Source organism: Streptomyces sp. DSM 40868 (assembly GCF_011820545.1).
Lineage (GTDB): Bacteria > Actinomycetota > Actinomycetes > Streptomycetales > Streptomycetaceae > Streptomyces > Streptomyces eurythermus.
This window is the reverse complement of sequence record NZ_CP050504.1, coordinates 4865175-4886802: the sequence shown is the minus strand read 5'-3', so window position 1 is coordinate 4886802 and position 21628 is coordinate 4865175. Positions and strand designations below refer to the sequence as shown.

The window sequence follows — 21628 nt, the reverse complement described above, 5'->3', positions numbered from 1 at the left end:
CTCCAGGGGCACCTCCCGACCCTGTTGGACGCACTCCATCCAGCAGCTCAAGCTCGTCACGGCACCTTCAGACCAGTGCGGCGCGAGTCTCCCTCTACCGAGCCGCCGGCATCGCTGCCCTACCCGCCCCTGGACCTACCTGGTCAGCCAACCGACTCGCCAGCGCCCGAGGCCCCAGCGTGCTCAGAGCCCACAAGCTGCTGGCGTGCCGTGCCGTCTGCCAGAGCGGGTCATCCGGGTCTACAGGGGTGTGGAAGGGAACAACGGGGATGCCGTGGGCATCGAAGGGCGCGTGATCGAGGTAGCGCATGCCTCCGGTGCCGCACACGTAGTGGGTGCTGCCGGTGGCGGCCGCGAGGTCGGCGAGGCGCTCGGAGCGGCCTTGGCGGCACGGTATCCCTCTGCTGACGAGTACTTCGCCGTTCCAGCCCAGGGCGGTCAATAGGGCGACCGTGGATGCCTGGGCGATGCCGCCCACCCGGTCGGTCGTATCGAGGCTGTCCAGTACCGCTCCGAGGACATCACGTACGGCAGACCAGTGGCGGCTGCGGCGGTAGTACTGGCGCACAAGAAGCTCGATCGACCGGCGGGAACGGTGCCGATCCACGAGCCGGGCCTCGCTGATCAGCGTCGGCCGCCCGCGGGGCAGATGCGTCGGCAGCGAGAGCCACTGCTGACGAGCGGGGTCGTCCAGGGCGGCGAGGCGGGCGCGGTGCTGGTAGTCGCGGCGGGCGAACTGTACGTCGTCGAGAACGATCCACCGGTCGGCGGCGAAGAGCTTCGCCAGCGTGGCCAGCCGGGGGAACAAGTTCGGCTGGTGGATCGCGCAGCGCCCGCCCGACGCGCCGACACCCAGCAGTTCAGGTACTGATGAGGCGGCTGTCGAAGCCGGCGCCGAGGAGGCGTTCGTAGGCGTCATACACATCCCCCGGTACCTCCTGCTCGACGGCGAAGCCGAGCTTCGGGTACTCGATCACCCGTTGCAGATCGCCGACAAGCATGTCCACAACCAGCTTCTCGTCACCGATGGACTTGATGTAGTCGTCCAGCTCCAGCGGCTCGGAAGCGCACACGACCTCCACCTCGGGCCAGAGCTTGCGGCAGGTGGCGTACGAGCGCCGCTCCATGTACGGCTTGGAGATCAGCAGCAGCGACTCGACCGCGATGCCGGCCTCGGCCAGCAGCTCCCGCGAGAAGGTGATGTTCTGCCCGGTGTTCGCGGCCTTCGGCTCGACCAGGATCGCCTCGTCCGGCACACCCAGGTTCAGCGCGTGCTCGCGGTAGTGGACGGCTTCGCCGCGTGGGAAGCGGGCACGGGTCGTGGGGCTGTTGCCGCCGCTGAAGACCAGGACCGGGAACAGGCCGGCGCGGTAGAGATCGACGGCCGTGGTCGCCACTCCGAGATCGTGGCTTCCCAGGCCGATCGCCGCCGAGCAGGGCCGCTGTTCGTGGCCCATCTGGTGGTAGTTCCAGATCAGCGTCGCGTCGTGGAACTGCTCGTCGGTGATCTGGCGCTGCTCGTGCTGCGGCACTGGCACTCCCTGACTCATCCCTGCTGGCCCTTCCGGATGCCCTCGATGCTGCGCAGCTGGTGGCTCAGCCCGTACTGCCGGGCCACCTGCGCCGCCTGATCGAGGACGGACAGCCCATCATTCCGGGTCGCCGCGTCGGACAGAAGGATGTGCCCGTAGGCGGTGTCCAGCCGTACGCGCTGCATCGGGGAGTCGACCGTGCCGGTGGTGCGTGCGATGTCGATGTGGTGCAGGGCCTGGGTCAGGTCACCGGCTCCGCGGTGGGCCAGGGCCAGCTTCTGGTGGGCGACCGACCAGTCCTCCGGCTCGCCCAGGTCCTCGAAGGCGCGGGTCGCGGCCGTCATGACCCGGGTCGCGTACTCGTTGTCGCCGTCCTTGCTGAGGGCCGTACCCACCCAGAGCCGGGCCCTGGCCCGGTCGCGGAGGCTGAGACGCTCGTCATCGGCGAGGACTTCGTACTGACGGGCGGAGGGCTGAAGCCGGCCCGACATTTCCTGGACGACCGCGAGCGAAAGCTCGATCTGGGCGACGCGGCGCGGGATGTCCAGCTCCGTGAACATTCCTCGGGCGGTCAGGTAGGAGTGCCGGGCGGACAGCGGGCCGAGGATCGCTCCCTGGTCGCGCTGCACATCACCCAGCAGCACGAGGGAACGGCCGTAGAGGTAGAGGCCCTTGTGATCGAGCTGGTGTGGGTCAAGGCGTCCCAGCCAACGGTTCAAGAGGGTGGTGGCGAAGGGGAAGTTCTGGCGGCTGATGCAGACGACGGCGCGCTCGATGTCCTCGGTCCACGTCTCGTAGTCCGCCGGCCGCGTGCTCTTGCGGTCGGGATAGAGGAAGTTCTCGAACCGGGCCTGGGCGGCGGCGTCCGCACGGGCGAGCGCGGTGTCCAGAATGGCCTGCGTGTCCGGTCGGGGCTGGGTCTCCGTTCCGAGGCTCTCCCACTTGGCGACCGTACGCAGCGCGACACCTAGATGCTCGGCGAAGGCGCGCGTGCTCATGCGCAGCGCGGCGCGCAGGGCACTCGCTTCCCGGCCGGTCCACTGCTGCACACTGACCACGGATGACCTCCCTCCGTCATGTATGGAAGCACTCTCTGTGACCGCAAGGGGCGCAAAGTGCAACGGAAGTGCAACAGCAGGTCATTTCGCGGCCGTTCGCGGAAGCCGACGCTGTGACCATGGACGACGAAGTCATCACGGAACAACGCCCCGTCGCCTTCCCGAAGGTCTTCGGCTACCTGCGCTACGCGGCCGGCGGCCCGGCCCGCCACGCCGCTCTCGTCGACTGCCTCGCCGAATACTGCCGACAGCACGAACTGACACTGTGCGGCGTCTTCACAGACCGCCAAGCGGCGATGGCCGCCCACTCCCCCGCCTTCGTCGGCTTGCTGGACGCGCTCGAACTGCCCGACACCTACAGCGCCGTGGTCCCGGCCCTCAGCCACCTCGGCCCGAAGCGGCTCGTCCCCGAACGGATGCGGCAGATAGCGGAGAAGGGCACCCGCCTGATCGTGATCCGCTCCACCGGGATGTCGGCGCTCCCGACGCGTTCCGGACACGCAAAGCCGCATCATCACCCAGGAGGCGCCTGATGTCCGTACGCGACGCCCTGAGGTACGCTCCCATGGTCGCCGACGTGCCCGCCCTGCGGCTGCTGCGGGTCGGCGATGGCTGGGACGTGCTGCGTACCCCGGCAGACATCGGGCTGCCGGCCCTGGCACACCTGCGGACCAGCGGGGTGAAGATCGGACCGGTGCTGTACGACGGCCCCAACGATCGCCTCTACTACGCGATCGGAACCGGCACCGCCGACACCTGGGAGGGTCTGCCGGTACGGCATCTCTCCAGCGACACGTGGCTCGTCGCGCCCAGCCTGGAACAGATCGACGACTGGTTCGGCGGCTGGTACGAGCTGCCCTACGACGACACCCTCACCGATGCCGACGCCCTCCGGGCCGCGCTGCGGCACCCGTACGTCAGCGCAGCCGTGAGGAAGGTGTACCGGTGAGTCCCCGAGCGGTCGTGTGCCACAAGGAGTGGACCCTCCAGCCCGACCGGGAGCCGGACGCCGCGCCCATCACCTACGCGATGCAGTGCGGGGTCTGCGACGAGAGCTCTCCGACCAGTACCGACTTCGCCGAACCGCAGGGCTGGGTGTTCGAGCACGGTGGCCGTAATCCCTCACACCACACCTACCGGGAGATCATCACTCGGCCGTGGCGGGCGTGGTGGAGGCCCTGATAGCCGGACACTCGCACTGGCGCGCTTCGGCAGGCAAACCCAGCCGCACCTCCGAAGCACGCGCCGCCGACGGGTCGCTTCAGGGACTCCTTCGGCGGCCGAGGTATCTCGCTCCGTTCCGCGCCGCCGCGTCCATCGCGGCGTTACACCGACCGCTACCGCCCACCCGGTAGCGTCACAATCCACCACCTGAGCAGGGAGAACACGTTGCAACCCATGCCTCTGAACAGGATCGCCAACGTCGTCGGTGGTCGCCTCGCCGACGTCCTCGATCCCGAAGCCCAGGTCACCCAGCCCGCGGTGTTCGACTCACGTGAGGCCACCACCGGGTCACTGTTCCTCGCCCTTGAGGGAGAGCACACCGACGGCCACGCCTACGCCGAGGCCGCCATCAACAAGGGGGCCACCGCCGCGCTCGTCACCCGGCCGGTCGGTGTCCCCGCGATCGTCGTGGACGACGTCCTGCGGGCGCTCGGCCGACTCGGGCACTTCCTGCTGCACGACGGGCTCGCCGCGGCAAAGGTGGTGGCCATCACCGGCTCGGCCGGCAAGACCAGCACGAAGGACCTGATCGCTCAAGTGCTGCCGGGCAACGTCGTATCCACTCCGCAGTCCTTCAACAACGAGATCGGCCTCCCGCTGACCATCACCATGGCCGACAGGCACACCGACTACCTCGTACTGGAGATGGGCGCACGCCACATCGGCGACATCCGCGACCTCACCCGGATCGCACCGCCGGACATCAGCGTCGTCACGAACGTCGGTACCGCTCATGTCGGCGAGTTCGGGGGCCGCGAGAACATCGCGGAGGCCAAGGGGGAGATCGTGGAAGCGGTCCAGCCGGGCGGGCTCGCCGTTCTCAATGCCGACGACGACTTCGTGGACGTGATGCGCAATCGCACCCAGGCCCGCGTCGTCACCTACGGCCTCGCCGAGGACGCGACCATCCGTGCCACCGGCGTCGAGATCGACGGCCAGGGCCGCGCCTCCTACACCCTCGTCACCCCGGAAGGACGAGCCGGCGTACGGCTCCAGTTTGTCGGCGACGTTCAGGTCCACAACAGCCTCGCTGCCGCCGCCGTCGCCCGGGAAGCCCGCCTCGACGTAGAGCAGACCGCCGCCCGTCTGTCCGAAGCCCTGCCCCGTTCCCGCTGGCGGATGGAGACCACCACCAGGCCGGACGGAGTCACGATCATCAACGACGCCTACAACGCCAACCCGCACTCGATGCGCCACTCCCTGGACGCCCTGGCAGCCATGACCCGCGGCCAGGACCAGCGTTCCGTCGCCGTACTCGGCCGGATGAACGAGCTGGGCGACGACGCCCGCAGCGCGCACGAGGAGATCGGCCGGTACGCGGCCGGGCTGGGGCTCGATCACATCATCCTGGTGGGAGGAGACGAAGCCGGATGGATGCAGCAGGGTGCCGGCGGCGTCGGTGGAAGGGCCGTGCACCTGCCCGACCAGGACGCTGCCCTCGAACTGCTCCACAGGATCCTCCGCGCCGGGGACGTCGTCCTGGTCAAGGCGAGTCGCGGGGTCCAGCTGCAGCAGCTCGCCGACGCGCTGCTACAACTGAACCCCTGACCCCGGGGCGCTCAGACAGCCGTACCGACGGTGTCGCCGAGCGCGGACCGCAGTACCTGGCCCGCCTCGGCGATGTCACCAGGCCCCATCAGCACGACCACGTCACCGGGCCGGGCCAGCGACGCCGCGAGGACGGCGGCCTCGGCCCGGTCGGGCTCCACGTGCCGGCACGTGCCACCCGCGGCGTCGATGCAGGTGGACAGCGTCTCCAGCCCGGCCACGGCGAAACGCTGGGCGCTGCCAGTGACCACCACTTCGTCACTGTCCGCCAGGGCCTCCCCGAACCTCCGGCCGAAGACCGTCAGCCGGGTGGGACCGGACGGCTGGAACACCGTGATCACCCGCCCCTGCTCCCTGGCCACCGAACGCGCGGCGGCGAGGTCCGCGCGCACCTCGTCAGGGTGGTGGGCGTAGGAGTCGTACACCCGGACGCCGCCCGCCTCGAAAGCAGGCGTCATGCGACGCACCACACCGTCGAAGTACCGCAGCTGCTCCACCGCCTGGCCGCAGTCCTGGCCCAGCACGTGCAGCGTGATGACGGCGGCAGCGGCGTTCAGCAGTTGGTGCCCGCCTACGGTGCGCAGGTCGAGCGCGTACTCCGCCCCTCCCGGTCCGACGAGCACCGCACTGCTGCCCCGGCCCTTGGTGGACACCTCGGTCAGCCGCCAGTCCGCAGACGTAGAGAAGCCGAACGTCACCACCCCCGGTCCGTTCTCGGCCGCGGTCAGGCGGGAGGCGAGTCCCAGACCGCCCGACGAATCGATGCCGACCACAGCCGTGCCGCCTTCGCGCAGACCCAGCGCGAGGCCGCTCTCGAAGACGTCGACGACCTGCTCCTCGTCGTCGTAGACCTCGGGATGGTCGTAGCCGATGTTAGTGATCACGGCCACGTCCATGTTCATACCGACGTGCGAGCGGTCCGACTCGTCGACCTCCGCGACGAAGAAAGAGCCCTGCCCGGCGTGACCGCCGCTGCCCGGCACGTCGAGGTCCGCTCCGACCGCGTACGACGGTTCCTGCCCGAGGCGCGCGAGGGCGAAGGCGAGCATGCCCGCGGTGCTCGACTTGCCGTGCGTCCCCATCACGGCGACCTTCTTGGGCTGTGCGGCCATCAACGCGTTCAGGACCGTCGACCGGTGCACGACCGGCACGCCGAGCGCTCGCGCCGCACGGATCTCCGGGTTGTCCGGTCCGATCGCGTGCGTGAACACGACCGCGGTCGCGTCAGCCGGGACGTGCTCGGCCGCGTGGCCCGTGTGCACCCGCACGTTGAGACGAGCCAGCGCCTTCAGGGCCTCCGTGACCCGGACATCGCTGCCCGACACGGTGAACCCCCGCTCGGCGCACACCCGTGCCACCGGGAGCATGCCGGTGCCTCCGACGCCGATGAAGTGCACCCGGCTCAGGTCGACCGGCCCGCCGGCCGACAGATCCGGTGTGATCGTGGGGACTGCGGTTTCTGCCATGAAACAGCCTCCTCCGAGGCGACGACCGCCGCCTCTGACAACCAGCGCGCCCGCGTTGCCGGGCGCACGGCAACAGTCCCGCCAGGCCCCTCGGACCGTCTACGACCTGCGACGTTGCGGATGCGTTCGCAACACGGCCCCCGGGCTCACGCAGGACCGTGGTGTTCGGAGAGCACCAGATGAGGGCCCCGAACTACGCGCTCGCGCTGGCCCTCGCCGAGGCGGGCTGGAACAACAGCGAGACCGCCCGACGGATCAACGCCTTGGCCCAGGAACGGGGCCACCATGGCGTCGCTGCTGATCGGTCACGGGTCAGCCGATGGATACGGCGAGGCGAGAAGCCACGCCCACCCATCCCAGAACTCCTCGCCGACCTGCTCACGGTCCACCTGAACCGCCCGTACACGCCCAGCCTTCTTGGGATCGGCCCAGCCCGCAGCATTCTCATCCGCTTGGACCCGACGGAGCACCACATCCTGACGAAAAGCGCAACGGTCGCCAACATGTCCGCCGAGCAGTACGCCCAGGCACTCCTTCGACTAGCTCTCTTGCAACCACGACGCGACTAGGGCGGCACGTCCACGCCCGCACCCTCCGGCCGCTCCAGCATGTCGGGCATTACCACGCATCAACCCGCGGCCCGAAATCACCTTTATGGCCTAATCCACGGACGTTGTCGCCGTCGTCCCACCGAACACAGAGAGTCGAGCAGAGCTCCAGACTCCCGGACAGTCACGGATCGCCACTTCCCCTGCAAGGAGTTGGACCATGAGCGCCCGCGCAACCACCCCCCTCCCGGTAGCTCCTGCACGACCGGACGCCGACACCAAGACGCGCACGACCTGCGTGTCGCCCAGTGTTCAAGCCGCGCTGGTACTCGTGCCCACCCACCCCATCGCCTGCGACGCCTTCAGCGCTATCGGACTGGAATGCGATCCCGCTAGTCATGATTCCGGTGTGCACCGTGCCGGACCGGAGCCACTCATCCTCTCCGACCGGTCGGGGGACCGCATCGAACTCGCCGCCCGCCTCACTCGCTGGGACAGCGAGCCTGGTCACCCGGCCGAAGACGAAGTCATCGTGGATCTCGGTGCTGAGCTGCTTGAGTTGAAGTCGCCGGCCGCCGTACGTGAAGTCCGCTCCCGGCTGTCACGGTTCACCGAGCACCTTGGCCAACTGGCCGATCAACTCGTTGCCCTGCAAAACGAACGTCTCCGCCAGGCCGCGAGCGATCCGGCAACTGATCTAGGCAGGCTACTGGCCGAGCACAATATCTCGGTGCTCGTCGCTAACGGACCAAACGCCGCCTGGCTGGATAGTCCCCTCCTCATGGAACTCAGTCAGGGTGGCGGCGACACCCTTCTCCTTCCGCCTGGGGCTGAGCTGCCTGAAATCCTCACCTACGTCCGCGAAGCCATCCCCGAGCGTGTGGCCAATCGCTCGGCTGGACGGTCCGCCCGGTCTGACAGCAGTGCCCCTCCCCCGTCGGCCGGAGTGCTGGAACCGGCGCTGATCGACGAGGGACTGGCCGCATACCTGGCCGAGCACGGCCTCCGTCTCATCCGTGAGACCGACCGCCGCCACATCGAAGTCTGCCGACTGGGCAACGACATGCACATCCTCGTCCCAGCAGAAGCGTCCTCAAACCACATCCTCGACTGTGCCCGCAGGCATGTCGCCAACCGCAGCCCGATTGTCCAGCACGGTCGAACGTGGACGTACATCAACCGGGTCGACGGCGCTCAGCGCACCGTCACCTGCCCCACCTTCTGCCGAAACGACCACAGCAGCGAGATCCTGTCGCCGACCCACCCGGCGGACATCTGGCATCAGGACCACGGCGTCGGAGTGCACGTCCCCCTGTCCGACAGCAATGAGCCAGCCACACCTTGGCGAGTGTTGGAGCCGCAGTTGGCCGTGATCCCAGAATCGGACATTTCGGAGAAGCGCCGCATGCCACACGTCGTAGTCGAGTTCGCGGAGGACATCTGGACCGATCCGCTCGGACCGGATGAACTGGCTGAACTCATCGAGACGCTGTCAGGCGGCCTGGACAAGCTGCGAGTCATGCACAGCAAGCTCGTCACCGCACGAGCCGATTGGCCGACCACCCCTTGCCGTAAGAACCTCACCTCCTGACGACCTCACACGTGCGCGCTTGCGACGGCGCCTCTCCTGCAGGCGGGCGCCCAGCCCGATCACGGCTCCCACATCACGCGCGCGCACGACTGCGTCTCTCTCCGGGTGCATGTCCAAGGTGTGCCCACGCCTGGCCGCAGCATGGTGCGGCCAGGCGTGGGCACACCTTGGACATCCTGTGGGTGCGCTGCCTGCTCGTGCGGCCATCAAGACCGACAGTAGATGTGCGCCGTCTAGCGGGTTGCCACCCGCTGGGAAAAACTCGGGGAGACTGCAGCGCCGTGCCGGGCCATGCCCTAGCGTGGCCTCACGATCACCGCGGGATGGGGGGCCATGGAACCAAGAAGTGCTGCCGCCGCCGGGAAAGATTTCCCGTACACGCTGGACACCACGTGCTACATCGAAGTCCACGAGGACGGCCGGGTCACGCAGGGCGCAGGGCTCGATGCCTATCAACGGGCCGTCGCCGGAAAGTCACGCCTCTTCGCCGTCTGGCCCGGACAGTGGCGAAGCGACCTCTTCGCCATCGACGACCTGGACGAGTTCGCGCGGGCCCACGGCATCATCCACGACGAGGAGCGGTCCGGCCTTGCCGACCACACCCACGACGTCGTCTGGAGCATGGCGGACCGGGAGCAAAATCCCCGCAGCCAGTACGTGAGCATTGACCTACGCCTCGCCTGCGGATGTTCCGTCAAGGACCGTCGCACCTTCGCCGCGCAGATGCGAGAGCAACGCGGGTGGGACCTGGCGGTCACCGGCGGCTGGGGACACCACACGGACGCGAACGGCACCACGTACACGTTCCGTGTCCGCCGCAGGAGCCTCAGTTCCTGAGCCACCGTGGCGCGAATGTGCTTCCGTAAAACACAACGCCAGCGCCACGGCACCACGACAGCTCGGCACGTTGGGAGAAATCTGGGAGAAGATGTTCTCCCAGAGCCCCTGCCGGACCCTCCTAAACCGGCCGAGACCGACGCGCTGACCTGCGCAAACGTCATCGCTTGCAGGTAGGCAGCCTGCGGGACCTTCGTTCGGGACGAAGAGGTCGTGGGTTCAAATCCCGCCACCCCGACAGCCAAGTAACAGGTCAGAGGGCCCTTACCGATTCGGTGAGGGCCCTCTGACTTTGCTGCGTGTCTATCTGCGTGACTATCGATTTCCGAGTGTCTACGAGCGTCGCGGGTCGGTGCCGAAGATCCCGTCCATGACCACGGCGCCGGTCTGGATCACGGGCCGGATCTGCTTCCGGTAGACCTCCTCGGTCACGGCCGTGCCCGAGTGCCCGACGAGCCGGGAGATCTCCTCCAGCGGCACGCCCTGGTCGGAGAGCAGGGACACGAAGCTGTGCCGCAGTTCCCTCGGGGTCCACTCGTCGGGGTCGATCCCGTCGATGCCCTTCAGCGCCTGGCGGAAGGCGCGGCGGACGTTGGCAGCGTCGAGCGGCTTGCCCACGGCCGAGGAGAAGACGAGGCCGTGTTCCTCCCACTTGTCGCCGGCGGCGAGCCGGTCCCAGCCCTGGTCCTCGAACTGCTGCCAGAGGGCATCGACGCAGCGCGCCGGCAGAGCGAGGGTGCGCCGGGACTTCCGGGTCTTGGTGTCCCCGCCCCGCCGGACGGAGCGCCATACCGCGATGTGCGGAGGCTGTGGCGGGTCGGCGTCCGGCTTGCCCTTCAGGAAGACGTGGTCCCAGGTGAGGGCCCGCAGTTCCTCGGTGCGTGCGCCGGTCAGCAGGGCGACGACGATGTACGCGTACATCGAGGTCCCCTCGGCACCCTTGAGCACGGCCTCGGCCTGGGCGAAGGTGAGCGCCTTGGAGGGGCGCCCTTCCTGCCCCTGCGGGACCGAGCAGAGCTCGACGACGTTCCGCTTCACCTTGTCCCGGGCCATGGCCCGCTTGACCGAGCGGTTCAGGCACGAGTGGATCGACTGGAGGGTGCGCGTGCTCAGCGCCTTCGCTTTGGCGGCCAGCCAGCGGTCCACGTCCTCCGCGCTCAGGTCGCGGAGCTTGCGCGCGCCGAGCGACGGGATGACGTGGGTGCGGCACAGGATCGCGCAGGTCTTGGCCGTACTGGTGTCGACGCCCACCAGGCCGTACGCGAGCCAGTCCGTGACCGCGTCCTTGACCGTGTAGTTGGTGGGCGCGATAGCCAGACCGTCCTCGTGGTCCCGCAACACCTCCTTGAGCTTGTTCTTCGCCTCGGTCTTCGTCTTGCCACTCCCCCGCTTGACGATCCGCTTGCCGCTCGGATCGAAGCCCAGGCTCGCCGTGGCGATCCACCGTTGCCGCTTCTCGTCCCAGTGCAGGCCGCCGTCACCACGGCTCCGACGCTTGGTCATCAGGCCGCACGCTCCATCTGTCCGGCGATGAAGTCGCCCAGGGCCGATGCAGGGATGCGTCGGCATCGGCCGATGGTGACCGAGGGCAGTCGCCGCGTACGGATCAGGTCGTACACCGTGGACCGGCCGACCCTGAGGCGGGCCATCACCTCGGTGACGGTGAGCAGTTCGTCATCACGCATGGTCGGGTTCTCCTTGCATGGCGAGGGCAGTGGAGCGCGAGGACGCGAAGAGGGATTCGGCAGCGGTGAGACCCGTGCCGGCGAAGCGCCAGTGGGTGATGACCAGGACGGTGTCCGGGTCGGGCAAGGGGTGACCCGCTTCTGCCGCACGGGCGCGGGCCAAGGCTTCGTTGTGGTCGGCGCGTTCCTGGCGGAGGGCGCCGAGGGTGACGGAGTAGGTGCGGGACTTGGTGGAGAAGTGGCCGCGGAAGCCGAGCATGTGGGCCCACTTGCGCAGGCGCAGCGCTTCGAGTGCGGGGAGCGCGCCGAGGTGCCAGCAGGTGAGGATCATCCGGCGGGCGTGGTCGGTGACGCCGGAGCCGATCAGGTCGGTGATGGGGTTGCGGACGGGGCGGTCGAGCGTGCCGGCCGTTTCGGCTCCCTTGGTGGCGTACTTGGCGATGTAGGCGGCGACGGCCCGGCTGGACAGCTCCGAGGTGCCCGCGAAGTCCGCCGAGCGGATGGGGCGGATGTCGAGCTGGTCGCCGAAGCGGAAGGCGAAGGCGCGGCCGTCGATGACCGGGCCGGGTGTCTCGGCGAGGTGGGCGGCGGAGCGGATCGCGTCGGTGAGGAGTTCGGTCGTGGCCCAGGCCGGCGGGTCGTCCTCCGCGCCTCCCGGGCCGTCGAAGCGGATGACGGCGTGGAAGTGGACGGCGCCGCGCCGCTGGTACTCGGCGACCTTGGCGTACGAGACCCGGACGCAGTCACGCGACGCGGAGCGGGTGAGGCCCGCGCGGGAGGCGATCTGCTGGCGCAGGTACGTGGTGAACCGGCCCCAGAGGGCACCGGCGTGTGCGTTCCAAAGGACGGCCGCCCGGTAGTCGTAGCGCTCCGGGTCGAGCGGCGTGCCCAGAGCGGGGTCGTCCTCGGTGTGCGTACGTCCGCAGCGGCACCGGCCGCCGGCCGGGCGGTTGTGGACCGGACCAAAGGACGGCGCGGTGAAGGTGGCGAAGACGCGGGGGTGCCGGGCGACCGCCGGACCGATGCCCTTGCCGCCGTTCAGACCGGCCGTGACGAGGTGGAAGGTGTCTTTGCGGTACGTCTCCGCGCAGGTGGCACACCGGGTGGCGCGACGGTTGTTGCAGCGGATGAGGAGCTGCCCGGCCGGAAGGTCGCGGTCGGTGATCTCCCGGACGATTTCACCGGTGGTCGCGTGGACGTCGAGCCGGTGACCCTCCATTCGTACGGGCCGCTCGCAGCCGCCGAGGCGCTGGATCTGCCGGGCGTAGGAGCCGAGGTCGCCGTGCCGGGCGAGGGCGGCCAGGTGACGGATGGCTCCAAGGGGAGCCGGTGGGCGCATGTGCAGGTTCCTCCTTGAGGTGCGGGTGTTGGGCGCCGCCCTGACTGTCTAGGGGACTAGACAGCCAGGGCAGACGAAAGGAGTCGTTGGTTCAGCGGCGGGTGAGGAGAGAGCGGAGAACGACGGCGCACACGGCGACCGATGTCGCGGTCACGGTGACGGCGAGCAGCATGGAGACGAGGACGGCACCCACGACCAGGACCACGGCGGTCCCACCACCGACGAGGGCGAGCGCCGTGCCGGGCGTCAACTGGATGGTCGGGCGGGCCGGCACCGGAGGAACGGACGTCGACGGCTTGGCCGGAGTGACTGCGGTCGGCTCCACGACAGTGGCGGGCGCGGCGACCGGGACGGTCGGTTGCGGCATGGTGGGGATCTTCGGCCGGATCATGAGCAGGGCTCCTTACGGGTCACTTGAGGAGGGAGTCGATGACGGGGGCCAGCAGGCTGTCGGTCAGCAGGTAGCCGCCGAGGAGGAGCACGGCGACGAGCCACCAGGGCGGGCGGATGAGCTTGACGCCCAGGACCGCGACGCAGAGCAGGGCGAGCCAGAGCGGGACGCGCATGCGGTGATCTCCTGTCAGGCCGAGCAGCGGTGGGTGCGGGCGGCGAGTTCGGCGGCGGCGCGGGAGTCGTACTCGGCCGAGAAGTCGCAGCGGGGTGCGGTGCAGGCAGCCAGGTGGCGATGCCTGCCGCGGTCGATGTAGGAGGCGACGTTCACGGGGCCGATACGGCGGACGTTGCGGAAGCGGCGGTTCATGGCGGTGCTCCTCTCACAGGTGGGCGGCGACGGAGGCGGTCATGGACGGGGGAAGGCCGAGCCGGGCGCGGACGGCGTCGGGGTCGGCGGGGCGGCCGGTGGTCGAGCGCTGTTCGTCGGCCAGTGCCCGGGCGCGCTGGATAAGGGCGGGTGGGAGGGCGACGGCGGGACCGGGCGGAGGCGGAGCCGGGACGGCTTCCGGTTCAGCGGGGGTGGGAGCGGGGGTTGGGGCCGGCAGTTCTTCCGGCTCCAGACCGTCGACAGCAGCCGGAGCAGGGTCCCATTGCTCGTGCGGAGTAGCCGTCGGCGAGTCTGGGAGCCCCGGAGATTCCCGGCCGGGCGGTGTGTGGGCCAGCAGAGTGCCGCCGAAGAAGGCGACGGCGGGCCAGCCTGCGACCACCACGCGGAGCGAGGCGGGAACGTGGTCCAGGTCGAGGAGTCCGGCGGTGGCGACGTTGGCACCGAGGGAGGCGGCAAGGGCCACCAGGAACCACAGCCGCGGACTACCCGCCGCCTGCCCCGTTCGCTGCAACTGGCGCATCCGGCGCCAGGAGGCGACCAGCAACAGGTCGACGCTGACGGGATAGGCCCACGCCTTCCATCCGCCCTGTCCGGCCGCTGCGGCGAGGTCGTGCAAGTGGGAGAAGGACAGGGCGCCCGCGATGACGGCCTGGACAACGACGGCGTCCACGCGGGCCAGGTGGGCACGCATCAGCTCCGGTTCCTTCCTGTTTCGGGCATGGGAGGGGTAGGGAGATGGCGTGAGGCGGTCACGCCGGCCGTAGGGAAGGGAGGGGGCTACTCGGTCACCGGGCGCGCGGTGGGCGTGGCGCCGGTCGAGGGGGACGGCCCGGCCGATGCGACGGCGACGGCGGGCCGGAAGCGGTCCAGCCGGGGCAGTTCAGGGACCAGCGCCGAGGTGCCGCGGCAGATGGCCGCCGCATCTTCGAGCGAGAGAAGAGGAGAGCGGACGCGGGACCAGCCGCCGGACGAGTCGCCGACGACCGCGACGCCGGGCCGGTCGGCAGGAATGGATGTGGCGGCCAGCGCTGCTTCGGGAGAGATGTCGGCCAGGGCCATGTTCGCCGAGGCTTCGTCGTTGACGCGGTGGCAGACGCGGCCGGTCAGTTGGGCCCGCAGCATGGTGGCTCCCTTGCCGAGTTCCGAGCCGAAGCGCTGCCCGCAGACTTCGAGGTAGATGCCGGCCGCGCGGCCGAGCTGGGCGAGGCGGATGAGCTTGGTGACCATCGCGTCACGCCGCTTCTCGTCGTCCCTGTTCGCGGCTAGGAAGAGTTCCGCCACCTCATCAACGACCAGCACTACCGGGACTGGCCGTACGGCGTCCGGCAGCCCCCAGACATCCGAGGTGAGAACAGCGTCCGGATCGGCACCACTGAGCCCGATCAGCCGAAACCGGTCCTCCATCTCTTCCAGCAGCGCGTCGAGGAGGTCGTGCGCCCGATCCGGGTCGTCGGCCAGCGCTGACAACCGGGGCGCGAACGGCGCGAGTTCTACACCCCACTTGCAGTCGATCCCGACGAGGACGACCCGTTGCCGGGCCAGGCCGCACAGCAGGTTGCGCAGGTAGACAGACTTGCCGGACTGCGTGGCGCCGAGGATCAGTTCGTGCGGCACGGTGCGGAAGTCGCGTACGTGCCAGTCGCCGTCCTCTCGCAGCGCCAGCGGCAGGCAAAGCGGTTCGGCCGAGGCCTGACGCCGGGCAGGCCGTACGTCGGCGAGCACGTCCCAGCCGACCAGCCGCAGTTCGAGCCAGCCCGGTTTCGTGGGGCGTACGTGGACGGCGTGGGCGCCCCAGGCATGGCGCAGTCGGTCGGCGGAGGCGGTGAAGTCCTCGGGCGCCTGCCCGGTCGCCATGCGCAGCCGCATGACGAGTCCGGATGCGTTGGGCCGGGGGAAGGACCGCCGTGGCGGCACGGGTGCCGCCTGCCGCCCGATCACCCGGGCCGTGGCGACCCGGACAGCGGAAGCCGGGACCGTCAGGCCGCACGCGTCCATCGTCGCCCGGTACGACAGCAGCACCCGCAACGCGACGACCGGATACCCGACCAGCCACCAGAACACCACCGGCATCCGCCGACGGACCACCAGCAGCGCGACCGCGAGGAGCAGGACCAGCAGCAGCACCCAGGCGACGTCAGTCATGGCGATCAACCCTGTGCCGCGACCGGAGCGTTGACCATGACCGCGTCGGCCCGGTAGGCGATGCCGTGACGGCTACGCCCGCCGAACTCGCTCTCCCACGGCCGGGCGACCAGACCCGACAGGATGACCGGCGCGCCCATGACCAGGCCGTCTCCGATCCCCTCTTCGGGAATGGTCACCTTGATCATGTCCGAGCCGCCGGCCGCGATGAACACCAGCTCCAGCGTCATGAGCCGCTGGTTGGTCACCGGGTCCACGGCGACCTCGCCGGTCTGACGGTCCCTGACCTTGACCTCAGGGAGCTTGGTGACGAGCAGCGTCGCGGCGGAGGTGTCTACGGGGATCACACGCACTGTCAGTACCTCACGGGGTCTTCGGGCGCCCTGAGATCGGCGCCGAGCAGCTTGAATAGCCCCCTAGACAGCAACGGGGGCGACCGCCCCAACTGTCTAGGGGGGTTGACAGTGAAGGTAGCCGACGACCCATCAACTGTCTAGGGGGGTATACGGGGTGGCCGCGAAACCGCGCGAGAGGGCTACCGAACGGCCCAGTGGAGGACGGTCGCGTCGTCGTGCGCCTTACCTCGCGGCCAGCGCCGGCCGTCGGGGTCGCTCTTCTCGGTCTCTCGGACACGGCGGATCAGTTCGTCCGGACCGGAGCAAGCGAGCACCTCCAAGTACTGCGCCCAGTCGGCGCGTTGGAAGCGATCGACGAGCCGGGTCGCACCGTCACTCAAAAGCGTCACGGTGGACAGCGAGTCAAGCGCCACCGTGCCGGTCAGCGCATATTCGGCCGCCTGCGGGTCGGGGCCGGCGATCCAGAAGCCTCCCGGCCGGTTGCGCAGACCGGTCAGAGCCTCCCGGTAGTCGGCGAGCGCAGCGGAATGCTCGGGCGAGCCGGTAGGCAGCGCGTCAATCGGCCCGCGCAGTCGCTTGCCGACTTCGTCCAGGCGCCGGTCGGTGACGACGGTCGCACTACCGTCCTTCGCCTCCAGGAGCAACGAGGAATCGCCGAGGACGAGGTACTCCAGCCTTTCCCCGTTGATCCGTGCGGCGACGACCGTACTGGTGGGACTGGCCCGGTACGTCAGGTCACAGCTGTCGCCGTGCAGCGAGCGGACGCGGCCGATCGAGTCGGCCAGGCACTCGGTGAGCGGCCGGGCGGGGGACGCGGTGATGGCTTGGAGCAGCAGGCCGCCCAGCGTCCCGGAGAACCAGGCGACACCGTGTGTGCACCCGGTCTCGGCACCACCGACGCCGGCGCCGTCGAGGAGCACGGCCGCGCCGGGAGCGGCGGCGGCGAAGTCCTCGTTCTCTCGTTCCGGGTCGGCGGGGAGCGTGGCGAGGTCGACCCTCACGCCGCCGTCTCCTCGTCGTGTCGGTACAGGGGGCAGAGCAGTTCCACGGACTGCGGTTCGCTGGTCTCGGGGTCGTACTCGACACCCACCAGGGTGGAGAACCGGCGGTCGCCGACCTGGCCCCACATCACGTTCAGGTCGTTGGCGAGGAGCTGCACGACACCTAGGGAGCCTTGCGTGTGGATACCGGCGATCGCGAGCAGCGATCCGTTGCCGTCCGGTCGTGGCAGCCGGCCGAGGTAGCCGACGTCGTACGGCCGGGCCGGGTCGCTGTCCTGCCCCGAGCGGTACACGGTGCCGGTCTGCCGGTCCACCACGGTCCAGGGCCCGTCTTCCGCACGCTCCCAGTGGAGAACTGGGTCCTGGGCGTAGGTGTCCCACATGGCCTGGGACATGCGGGGGCCGCAGACCACGATCAGGCCGTCCCGGTTGAGGTCGATCTCGCCGGTCACCGGCACATGCTCCGAGGCGACGTCGAGCCCGTACGACCGTGCCAGGTCTTCGAGCCTCTTGCCGGAACTGACGTCGTCCACGGCGACGACGGTCCGGCCGCGTTCGTCGTCCCGCCGCAACGGTGTGGCGACGGTGACAGCGCCCCGGCCGAGGAAGGCCCCTTCGGGCGCCGGGCCGGTGTGCCGGATCTGGTGGATCCGCCCGCGGCTCAGGCCGGCCTTCGCGGCGATCTGCGCGTACGACAGCCCTTGCGCGTGCAGGTCCTGCACCACTCGGCGACGAAGGCGGGCCAGCTCGGTAACTTCTTGCTGCGCGTCCGCCAAGCGAGTCGTCACCTCGCGCAGCAGCAGGTACGGATCATCGATCGTCATGATCCGTTGGAGCTCGTCCGACATGACCTCACCTCCTAGCAGTACCCAGGAGTCTAGGGCCCTAGACGGAATGGGAGGCAGCCGCCGCCCGGTACGCACACCGATCACGTAGAAGCGCGATCTCCTCCGGGGGACACCTCTCGGGCTCACACCTCACCGCCAACTATGCGAACCCGCGAGCGCACCGCTTTCCGTGCCCTCATACGCTCGCCCGCACCAGGTCGGCCCAGACGAAGCGCCCGTCAGGCAAGATCGTGTAGCCCCAGTTCTTCGCCAAGGCATCGATCAGCCGTAGCCCACGACCTCCCTCTTCACGGCTGGTGACGGGGCACAGGTGAGGCACGCGGTCGCCGCCCTGGTCGACCACCTTGATGCGCACGAGATCGTCGCCAAGGCCGACGACCACCAAGAACCACCCACCAGGCATGCCACTCCGCGTATGCCGCAGGGCGTTGGTCGCCAGCTCGCTCACGACAAGGACGGCGTCATCGACCGGGCCACGGTCCCCGAGCAGGGAGGCCACGAAGTGACGGGCATTGGACACCTCTTCCGGCAGGCCGGGGAAGACGCGGCACCACTTGGTCAGCATGGGAACCTCTCCGTTCGTCTAGGGGGCTAGACAGCGTGACGGCAGAGTATTCCCAGCAGCAAGCAGCATTCTAGGCATGCCGAGGAATTATTCCTCTAAGGGATGAGGGTGTCCCCCAGGTCGCGGAACTCCTTCATCACCCGCAACAGCAGCTCCCGCACCTCATCACCGAAGACGGCAGCACGCTCGAAGCGCTCGAAGGTCTCCTCGTAGGCGGCCACTTCAGCGGCGGCGGTAGACACCCGTTCGTTGTCGAAGGTCTCGATCACGACCGCCCGCTGGTCGCACAAGGTGAAGCCGTGCCGCGGCAGCACCGGCACCGGCCGGCGCCAGGGAATCACCCCGAGCCGTACCGTGCTCAGACTCTCCACCGCCAGCAACCGGTCGAACTGCGCCAGCATCAGCGCCGGACTCCCCGGCCAGGTCCGCAACACGGCCTCGGTGACCACGAACACCGACTCCCGCCCCGGCTCGTACAACACGCTCTGCCGATCCACACGGGCAGCGACGGCCCGACCGACAGCCTCGGGCGTCGAGCGAGGGGCGCTCTGGAAGACGTGCCGGGCGTACTCCGCGCTCTGCAACATGGCCGGCAGAACGACGCACTGGAACGAGCGGACCGACTGAGCGGCCCGCACCTCTTCGTCAACGGTCGTACCCTCGGCGACGTCAACGGCGGTCGGCTCGGCGTCCTCGGCGGCAACGACACCCGCCAGCAGCTCCCGCACCTCACGAGAGACCGACTCATCCACGCCGAGGGCGCCCAGGAGCCGGTCGAGCACATCCCGACTCGGAACCATGCGCCCGGTCTCGATCTTGGACACGGTCGGCTGACCTACGCCGGCCCGTTGCGCCAGCACGGCACCCGTCAGACCCGACTCTCCACGAAGCACACGAAGACGCGCACCCAGCGCCTTCATCCGCTCCCGCCGCTCACTCCCCATGTCCAGGGTTCTACACCACGAGCCAGCAGGCACTGGTACGACCGGACACAGCGACCACCAGCCGAGCGTGATTCAAACTTTCTCTACTGGTTCAAGCCCCGGCTCCGCTCCGCTCCGCCGGGCGCGCTCCCGGCTCCGCTGCGCGCTGCGCTCCTGCCTTCGGCTCGCTCCGCGCACGCTACGCCGACGCGCGCCCACTGGTGGAGGGCCGGTGGCCATGAGTCGATCACCCGTCGAGCGCAGGTCACTGTCAGAGCAGAGCCTCCGGCGGGGGATCGGCCGGCACCGGGATGGAGAGGGCGCCGTCGCCGACTGCGGGTTCGTCGCGGCAGGCGAAGGGGCTCCCATCCCGTACGCCATCGACCCAGGCAGAGCCGAGCAGACGCGGCCCCTGGCGTCCAGGTCGTTCGTACAGTGGCGCGCTCCACCTGGACGCCAGGAACCACGCCTGCTCCACGGTGTGTGGGTCGACGGCGTACGGGATGGGAGCTGGGGTGGGTGATGGGTTGCAGTCGTCGGCCGTTGAGCACCAAGAACGCATGCGCCAAAAGCCGGCTATTCGGTTAGCTCAATACCAACCGGAAGCTGTGTCTGCTCTTCACCGACTCTGATAAGACGGTATTGTCTTTGCGATGATTTGCCCGACCTGGCGCGAAGAACGAACGTTTCTAGTTCCACCTCAACCTCTCGGTCTAGGTTATTCTTCACGGCAGGCATAAGCGATTCATCCACGTAGCCGTGAATCTCGCGCCCGCCCTCGAGTTCCAGGTAAAAAATCTGCCTCCGAGTCCGCAGTCCATCCAGGCGTCCATGAAATCTCACGACGCCTCGTTCTTCGCGCACCACAGCTAGTTTTTCTCTCAAGGAGGAGGCTTGCTGCGGAGTTATTGTAGATTTCAGGACCTCCCCCGACCTTCTGCGCACAGAAATGCTAAGGCCAGGTTGCATCTCGGGGCGATCTGAGATCAGGTCCGCCACGGCACGCCTAATTACAGGTGAAGCAGCGTTGATTGAATCAATCGACCGCTCATCTGTGTCATCTTCCGGAAGAGCTCTGACGAGCTCAACGACTCCAATCTCGGCCCACAATGTTGAGGCGTCAGGAAGGCGAGAATTTTCGTCGATCTCTGGGTATTTTAGATCGACCACCCAGGAACCCACCGAAGCGGATGCCACGTTAAGGCGTGCTACGTCGAAGTCAACTTGACTCAACCGCACTACATCAGCGAGCCTGGCGCGGCGGGCTTTCGCTAGTCGCGCCACCGCACGTTGGATTCGCTTCAAGAAGTCACCAGCTTCAAGGGCAGCAACTTCGCCATTTCGTGCGCGAGAGTCAGAAAGCCACACTTGGATAGCGACAGGCTCTCTTACTGTCACAGTGGGAACTTCTTGAATTTCATCAAAAAGCCCAAAATCCTCCGCCGCCGCTTGCAGTGAAGCGCGCCGGAGGTGATCAAATGGGTTATCGCCCTGGGCGGATTCAATCGCCCTTAGCCACAAGGCATGAAGGTGAGTGCTCACAACGCCACCTCCAAGTAACCCTTGCGCTCGCCTTCAACAATCTTCCCATCGTCGCCTCTAACCAACGACCAGTTGTGATCCCACAGCGCGACGTCGTCCGGATTACCTTCCTCCGCTAGGAAAGCATCGATGAGGCCCCCCATCGGCTGGATGCGACCTGCCATGGTCGGTGGCGCTTGTGCGGTGAGGTTCTGGAGCGTCAGCAACTGGCTCATGCGCGTCCACTCCTCCTGATCGAAGTGCTGCACCAGTCTCCTCGACGCGAACAGGACAAGATCGATGTCCTTGGGCGGCGTCGGCTTGTGGGTGCAGAATCCTCCGTCTACCCACAGTGTGGCCCGGGGAAGCAAGTCACGCACCAACCCCACGTAGAGTTCAAGCGCGGAGTAGAGACGTTGTCTGTGACCGGCGTGAGGGGCGTTGGCGACGAACACGTCATGGATCTCCTCCAGAGTCGCTGGATGACGCCCCACAGGCAGCATCCCCCCAGGGGTCAACGGCGGAATCAACGAGTGCCCTCCATGGACTGTCCCCCCAGCACCACCAGCAACGAATCGATACCTACTGTAATCGCCGATGATCTGGTTGGGGACCCTTTCGGCGATCAGTCCCCTCACCACGGTCTCCCCGTCCGTCGGACTA

General features: G+C 68.4%; 26 protein-coding genes. 7 read left to right on the top strand and 19 right to left on the bottom strand.

Going from position 1 to position 21628, the window contains the following annotated elements; genetic code table 11:
* Positions 1–94: 94 nt before the first annotated feature.
* Genes HB370_RS22280 through HB370_RS22270 form a run of 3 tightly spaced genes read right to left on the bottom strand, consistent with a single transcriptional unit; the run spans position 95 to position 2590 of the window.
* Positions 95–808 carry a WbqC family protein gene (locus HB370_RS22280; RefSeq protein WP_051815624.1) on the bottom strand — a complete coding sequence of 238 codons (714 nt, stop codon included), beginning with the start codon at positions 806–808 and terminating at the stop codon, positions 95–97.
* A 52-nt stretch (positions 809–860) separates the two neighbouring features.
* Positions 861–1550, bottom strand: coding sequence for a YdcF family protein (locus HB370_RS22275; protein WP_030781963.1), 690 nt, complete (start codon positions 1548–1550; stop codon positions 861–863).
* Complete coding sequence (locus tag HB370_RS22270; RefSeq protein ID WP_030781966.1) at positions 1547–2590, bottom strand: hypothetical protein; 1044 nt, start codon at positions 2588–2590, stop codon at positions 1547–1549. The genes HB370_RS22275 and HB370_RS22270 overlap by 4 nt, the downstream gene beginning before the upstream one ends.
* A 119-nt stretch (positions 2591–2709) precedes the next feature.
* Between HB370_RS22270 and HB370_RS22265 the strand changes: the two genes are divergently transcribed.
* The 4 genes from HB370_RS22265 (at position 2710) to murF (ending at position 5362) form a co-directional block, all read left to right on the top strand.
* Entirely contained in the window at positions 2710–3123 is a 414-nt protein-coding gene (locus HB370_RS22265) for a recombinase family protein (RefSeq protein WP_030781969.1), read from the top strand.
* Positions 3123–3539: a hypothetical protein gene (locus HB370_RS22260; protein ID WP_030781972.1), complete on the top strand. Its 417-nt coding sequence runs from the start codon at positions 3123–3125 to the stop codon at positions 3537–3539. Before HB370_RS22265 ends, HB370_RS22260 begins: the two co-directional genes overlap by 1 nt.
* Positions 3536–3772: a hypothetical protein gene (locus HB370_RS22255; protein WP_030781975.1), complete on the top strand. Its 237-nt coding sequence runs from the start codon at positions 3536–3538 to the stop codon at positions 3770–3772. Before HB370_RS22260 ends, HB370_RS22255 begins: the two co-directional genes overlap by 4 nt.
* Before the next feature lie 216 nt (positions 3773–3988).
* A complete protein-coding gene (gene murF, locus HB370_RS22250; protein WP_030781978.1) occupies positions 3989–5362 on the top strand; it encodes a UDP-N-acetylmuramoyl-tripeptide--D-alanyl-D-alanine ligase in 1374 nt (457 codons plus the stop codon).
* Between the two features lie 11 nt (positions 5363–5373).
* Here murF and HB370_RS22245 read toward each other — a convergent pair whose 3' ends face one another.
* Complete coding sequence (locus HB370_RS22245; protein ID WP_030781980.1) at positions 5374–6828, bottom strand: Mur ligase domain-containing protein; 1455 nt, start codon at positions 6826–6828, stop codon at positions 5374–5376.
* 179 nt (positions 6829–7007) lie between these two features.
* Between HB370_RS22245 and HB370_RS22240 the strand changes: the two genes are divergently transcribed.
* The 3 genes from HB370_RS22240 (at position 7008) to HB370_RS22230 (ending at position 9804) form a co-directional block, all read left to right on the top strand.
* Positions 7008–7397 (top strand): hypothetical protein, encoded by a 390-nt coding sequence (locus HB370_RS22240; RefSeq protein ID WP_157855560.1) that lies wholly within the window; start codon positions 7008–7010, stop codon positions 7395–7397.
* Between the two features lie 199 nt (positions 7398–7596).
* A complete protein-coding gene (locus HB370_RS22235) occupies positions 7597–8967 on the top strand; it encodes a hypothetical protein (RefSeq protein WP_157855561.1) in 1371 nt (456 codons plus the stop codon).
* A gap of 333 nt (positions 8968–9300) precedes the next feature.
* Complete coding sequence (locus HB370_RS22230; protein WP_030781989.1) at positions 9301–9804, top strand: hypothetical protein; 504 nt, start codon at positions 9301–9303, stop codon at positions 9802–9804.
* 333 nt (positions 9805–10137) lie between these two features.
* Here HB370_RS22230 and HB370_RS22225 read toward each other — a convergent pair whose 3' ends face one another.
* The 15 genes from HB370_RS22225 to HB370_RS22155 all read right to left on the bottom strand — a co-directional run bounded on the left by HB370_RS22225 (position 10138) and on the right by HB370_RS22155 (position 21420).
* Positions 10138–11307, bottom strand: coding sequence for a site-specific integrase (locus HB370_RS22225; protein ID WP_030781999.1), 1170 nt, complete (start codon positions 11305–11307; stop codon positions 10138–10140).
* Positions 11307–11489, bottom strand: coding sequence for a helix-turn-helix domain-containing protein (locus tag HB370_RS22220; protein ID WP_030782002.1), 183 nt, complete (start codon positions 11487–11489; stop codon positions 11307–11309). The genes HB370_RS22225 and HB370_RS22220 overlap by 1 nt, the downstream gene beginning before the upstream one ends.
* A complete protein-coding gene (locus HB370_RS22215; RefSeq protein ID WP_030782005.1) occupies positions 11482–12828 on the bottom strand; it encodes a replication initiator in 1347 nt (448 codons plus the stop codon). Before HB370_RS22215 ends, HB370_RS22220 begins: the two co-directional genes overlap by 8 nt.
* 91 nt (positions 12829–12919) lie before the next feature.
* On the bottom strand, positions 12920–13219 hold the full coding sequence (locus HB370_RS22210) for a hypothetical protein (RefSeq protein ID WP_030782008.1): 300 nt from the start codon (positions 13217–13219) through the stop codon (positions 12920–12922).
* Positions 13220–13238: 19 nt separating this feature from the next.
* The gene (locus tag HB370_RS22205) at positions 13239–13394 is read right to left on the bottom strand and encodes a hypothetical protein (protein WP_106980647.1); all 156 of its coding nucleotides are present in this window, start codon (positions 13392–13394) and stop codon (positions 13239–13241) included.
* Between the two features lie 14 nt (positions 13395–13408).
* The gene (locus HB370_RS22200) at positions 13409–13588 is read right to left on the bottom strand and encodes a mobile element transfer protein (RefSeq protein WP_030734401.1); all 180 of its coding nucleotides are present in this window, start codon (positions 13586–13588) and stop codon (positions 13409–13411) included.
* 13 nt (positions 13589–13601) lie between these two features.
* Complete coding sequence (locus tag HB370_RS22195) at positions 13602–14300, bottom strand: DUF2637 domain-containing protein (RefSeq protein ID WP_030782012.1); 699 nt, start codon at positions 14298–14300, stop codon at positions 13602–13604.
* 86 nt (positions 14301–14386) lie between these two features.
* Positions 14387–15751, bottom strand: a complete 1365-nt coding sequence (locus tag HB370_RS22190) for an FtsK/SpoIIIE domain-containing protein (protein ID WP_030782015.1) — start codon at positions 15749–15751, stop codon at positions 14387–14389.
* A 5-nt stretch (positions 15752–15756) separates the two neighbouring features.
* Positions 15757–16104, bottom strand: a complete 348-nt coding sequence (locus HB370_RS22185) for a hypothetical protein (protein ID WP_030782018.1) — start codon at positions 16102–16104, stop codon at positions 15757–15759.
* A gap of 182 nt (positions 16105–16286) precedes the next feature.
* Positions 16287–17108: a hypothetical protein gene (locus HB370_RS22180; RefSeq protein WP_030782021.1), complete on the bottom strand. Its 822-nt coding sequence runs from the start codon at positions 17106–17108 to the stop codon at positions 16287–16289.
* Positions 17105–17956 (bottom strand): RNA polymerase subunit sigma-24, encoded by an 852-nt coding sequence (locus HB370_RS22175; protein WP_030782024.1) that lies wholly within the window; start codon positions 17954–17956, stop codon positions 17105–17107. The genes HB370_RS22180 and HB370_RS22175 overlap by 4 nt, the downstream gene beginning before the upstream one ends.
* 175 nt (positions 17957–18131) lie before the next feature.
* Positions 18132–18521, bottom strand: a complete 390-nt coding sequence (locus HB370_RS22170; protein WP_030782027.1) for an ATP-binding protein — start codon at positions 18519–18521, stop codon at positions 18132–18134.
* Between the two features lie 95 nt (positions 18522–18616).
* The gene (locus HB370_RS22165; protein WP_078637508.1) at positions 18617–19465 is read right to left on the bottom strand and encodes a helix-turn-helix transcriptional regulator; all 849 of its coding nucleotides are present in this window, start codon (positions 19463–19465) and stop codon (positions 18617–18619) included.
* Positions 19466–20020: 555 nt separating this feature from the next.
* Positions 20021–20986 carry a hypothetical protein gene (locus tag HB370_RS22160; protein WP_167513015.1) on the bottom strand — a complete coding sequence of 322 codons (966 nt, stop codon included), beginning with the start codon at positions 20984–20986 and terminating at the stop codon, positions 20021–20023.
* Positions 20983–21420: a hypothetical protein gene (locus tag HB370_RS22155; RefSeq protein WP_030782033.1), complete on the bottom strand. Its 438-nt coding sequence runs from the start codon at positions 21418–21420 to the stop codon at positions 20983–20985. The genes HB370_RS22160 and HB370_RS22155 overlap by 4 nt, the downstream gene beginning before the upstream one ends.
* Positions 21421–21628 lie beyond the last annotated feature (208 nt).

Excerpts from the sequence above, each read along its gene's own strand:
- HB370_RS22275 (WP_030781963.1), bottom strand. The coding sequence starts at position 1,550 with ATGAGTCAGGGAGTGCCAGTGCCGCAGCACGAGCAGCGCCAGATCACC.
- HB370_RS22205 (WP_106980647.1), bottom strand. The coding sequence starts at position 13,394 with ATGCGCGTCCCGCTCTGGCTCGCCCTGCTCTGCGTCGCGGTCCTGGGC.
- HB370_RS22265 (WP_030781969.1), top strand. The coding sequence starts at position 2,710 with ATGGACGACGAAGTCATCACGGAACAACGCCCCGTCGCCTTCCCGAAG.
- HB370_RS22240 (WP_157855560.1), top strand. The coding sequence starts at position 7,008 with ATGAGGGCCCCGAACTACGCGCTCGCGCTGGCCCTCGCCGAGGCGGGC.
- HB370_RS22175 (WP_030782024.1), bottom strand. The coding sequence starts at position 17,956 with ATGTCGGACGAGCTCCAACGGATCATGACGATCGATGATCCGTACCTG.
- HB370_RS22190 (WP_030782015.1), bottom strand. The coding sequence starts at position 15,751 with ATGACTGACGTCGCCTGGGTGCTGCTGCTGGTCCTGCTCCTCGCGGTC.
- murF (WP_030781978.1), top strand. The coding sequence starts at position 3,989 with ATGCCTCTGAACAGGATCGCCAACGTCGTCGGTGGTCGCCTCGCCGAC.
- HB370_RS22165 (WP_078637508.1), bottom strand. The coding sequence starts at position 19,465 with ATGGGGAGTGAGCGGCGGGAGCGGATGAAGGCGCTGGGTGCGCGTCTT.
- HB370_RS22230 (WP_030781989.1), top strand. The coding sequence starts at position 9,301 with ATGGAACCAAGAAGTGCTGCCGCCGCCGGGAAAGATTTCCCGTACACG.
- HB370_RS22210 (WP_030782008.1), bottom strand. The coding sequence starts at position 13,219 with ATGATCCGGCCGAAGATCCCCACCATGCCGCAACCGACCGTCCCGGTC.
- HB370_RS22225 (WP_030781999.1), bottom strand. The coding sequence starts at position 11,307 with ATGACCAAGCGTCGGAGCCGTGGTGACGGCGGCCTGCACTGGGACGAG.
- HB370_RS22260 (WP_030781972.1), top strand. The coding sequence starts at position 3,123 with ATGTCCGTACGCGACGCCCTGAGGTACGCTCCCATGGTCGCCGACGTG.
- HB370_RS22200 (WP_030734401.1), bottom strand. The coding sequence starts at position 13,588 with ATGAACCGCCGCTTCCGCAACGTCCGCCGTATCGGCCCCGTGAACGTC.
- HB370_RS22195 (WP_030782012.1), bottom strand. The coding sequence starts at position 14,300 with ATGCGTGCCCACCTGGCCCGCGTGGACGCCGTCGTTGTCCAGGCCGTC.
- HB370_RS22220 (WP_030782002.1), bottom strand. The coding sequence starts at position 11,489 with ATGCGTGATGACGAACTGCTCACCGTCACCGAGGTGATGGCCCGCCTC.
- HB370_RS22235 (WP_157855561.1), top strand. The coding sequence starts at position 7,597 with ATGAGCGCCCGCGCAACCACCCCCCTCCCGGTAGCTCCTGCACGACCG.
- HB370_RS22245 (WP_030781980.1), bottom strand. The coding sequence starts at position 6,828 with ATGGCAGAAACCGCAGTCCCCACGATCACACCGGATCTGTCGGCCGGC.
- HB370_RS22215 (WP_030782005.1), bottom strand. The coding sequence starts at position 12,828 with ATGCGCCCACCGGCTCCCCTTGGAGCCATCCGTCACCTGGCCGCCCTC.
- HB370_RS22170 (WP_030782027.1), bottom strand. The coding sequence starts at position 18,521 with ATGCTGACCAAGTGGTGCCGCGTCTTCCCCGGCCTGCCGGAAGAGGTG.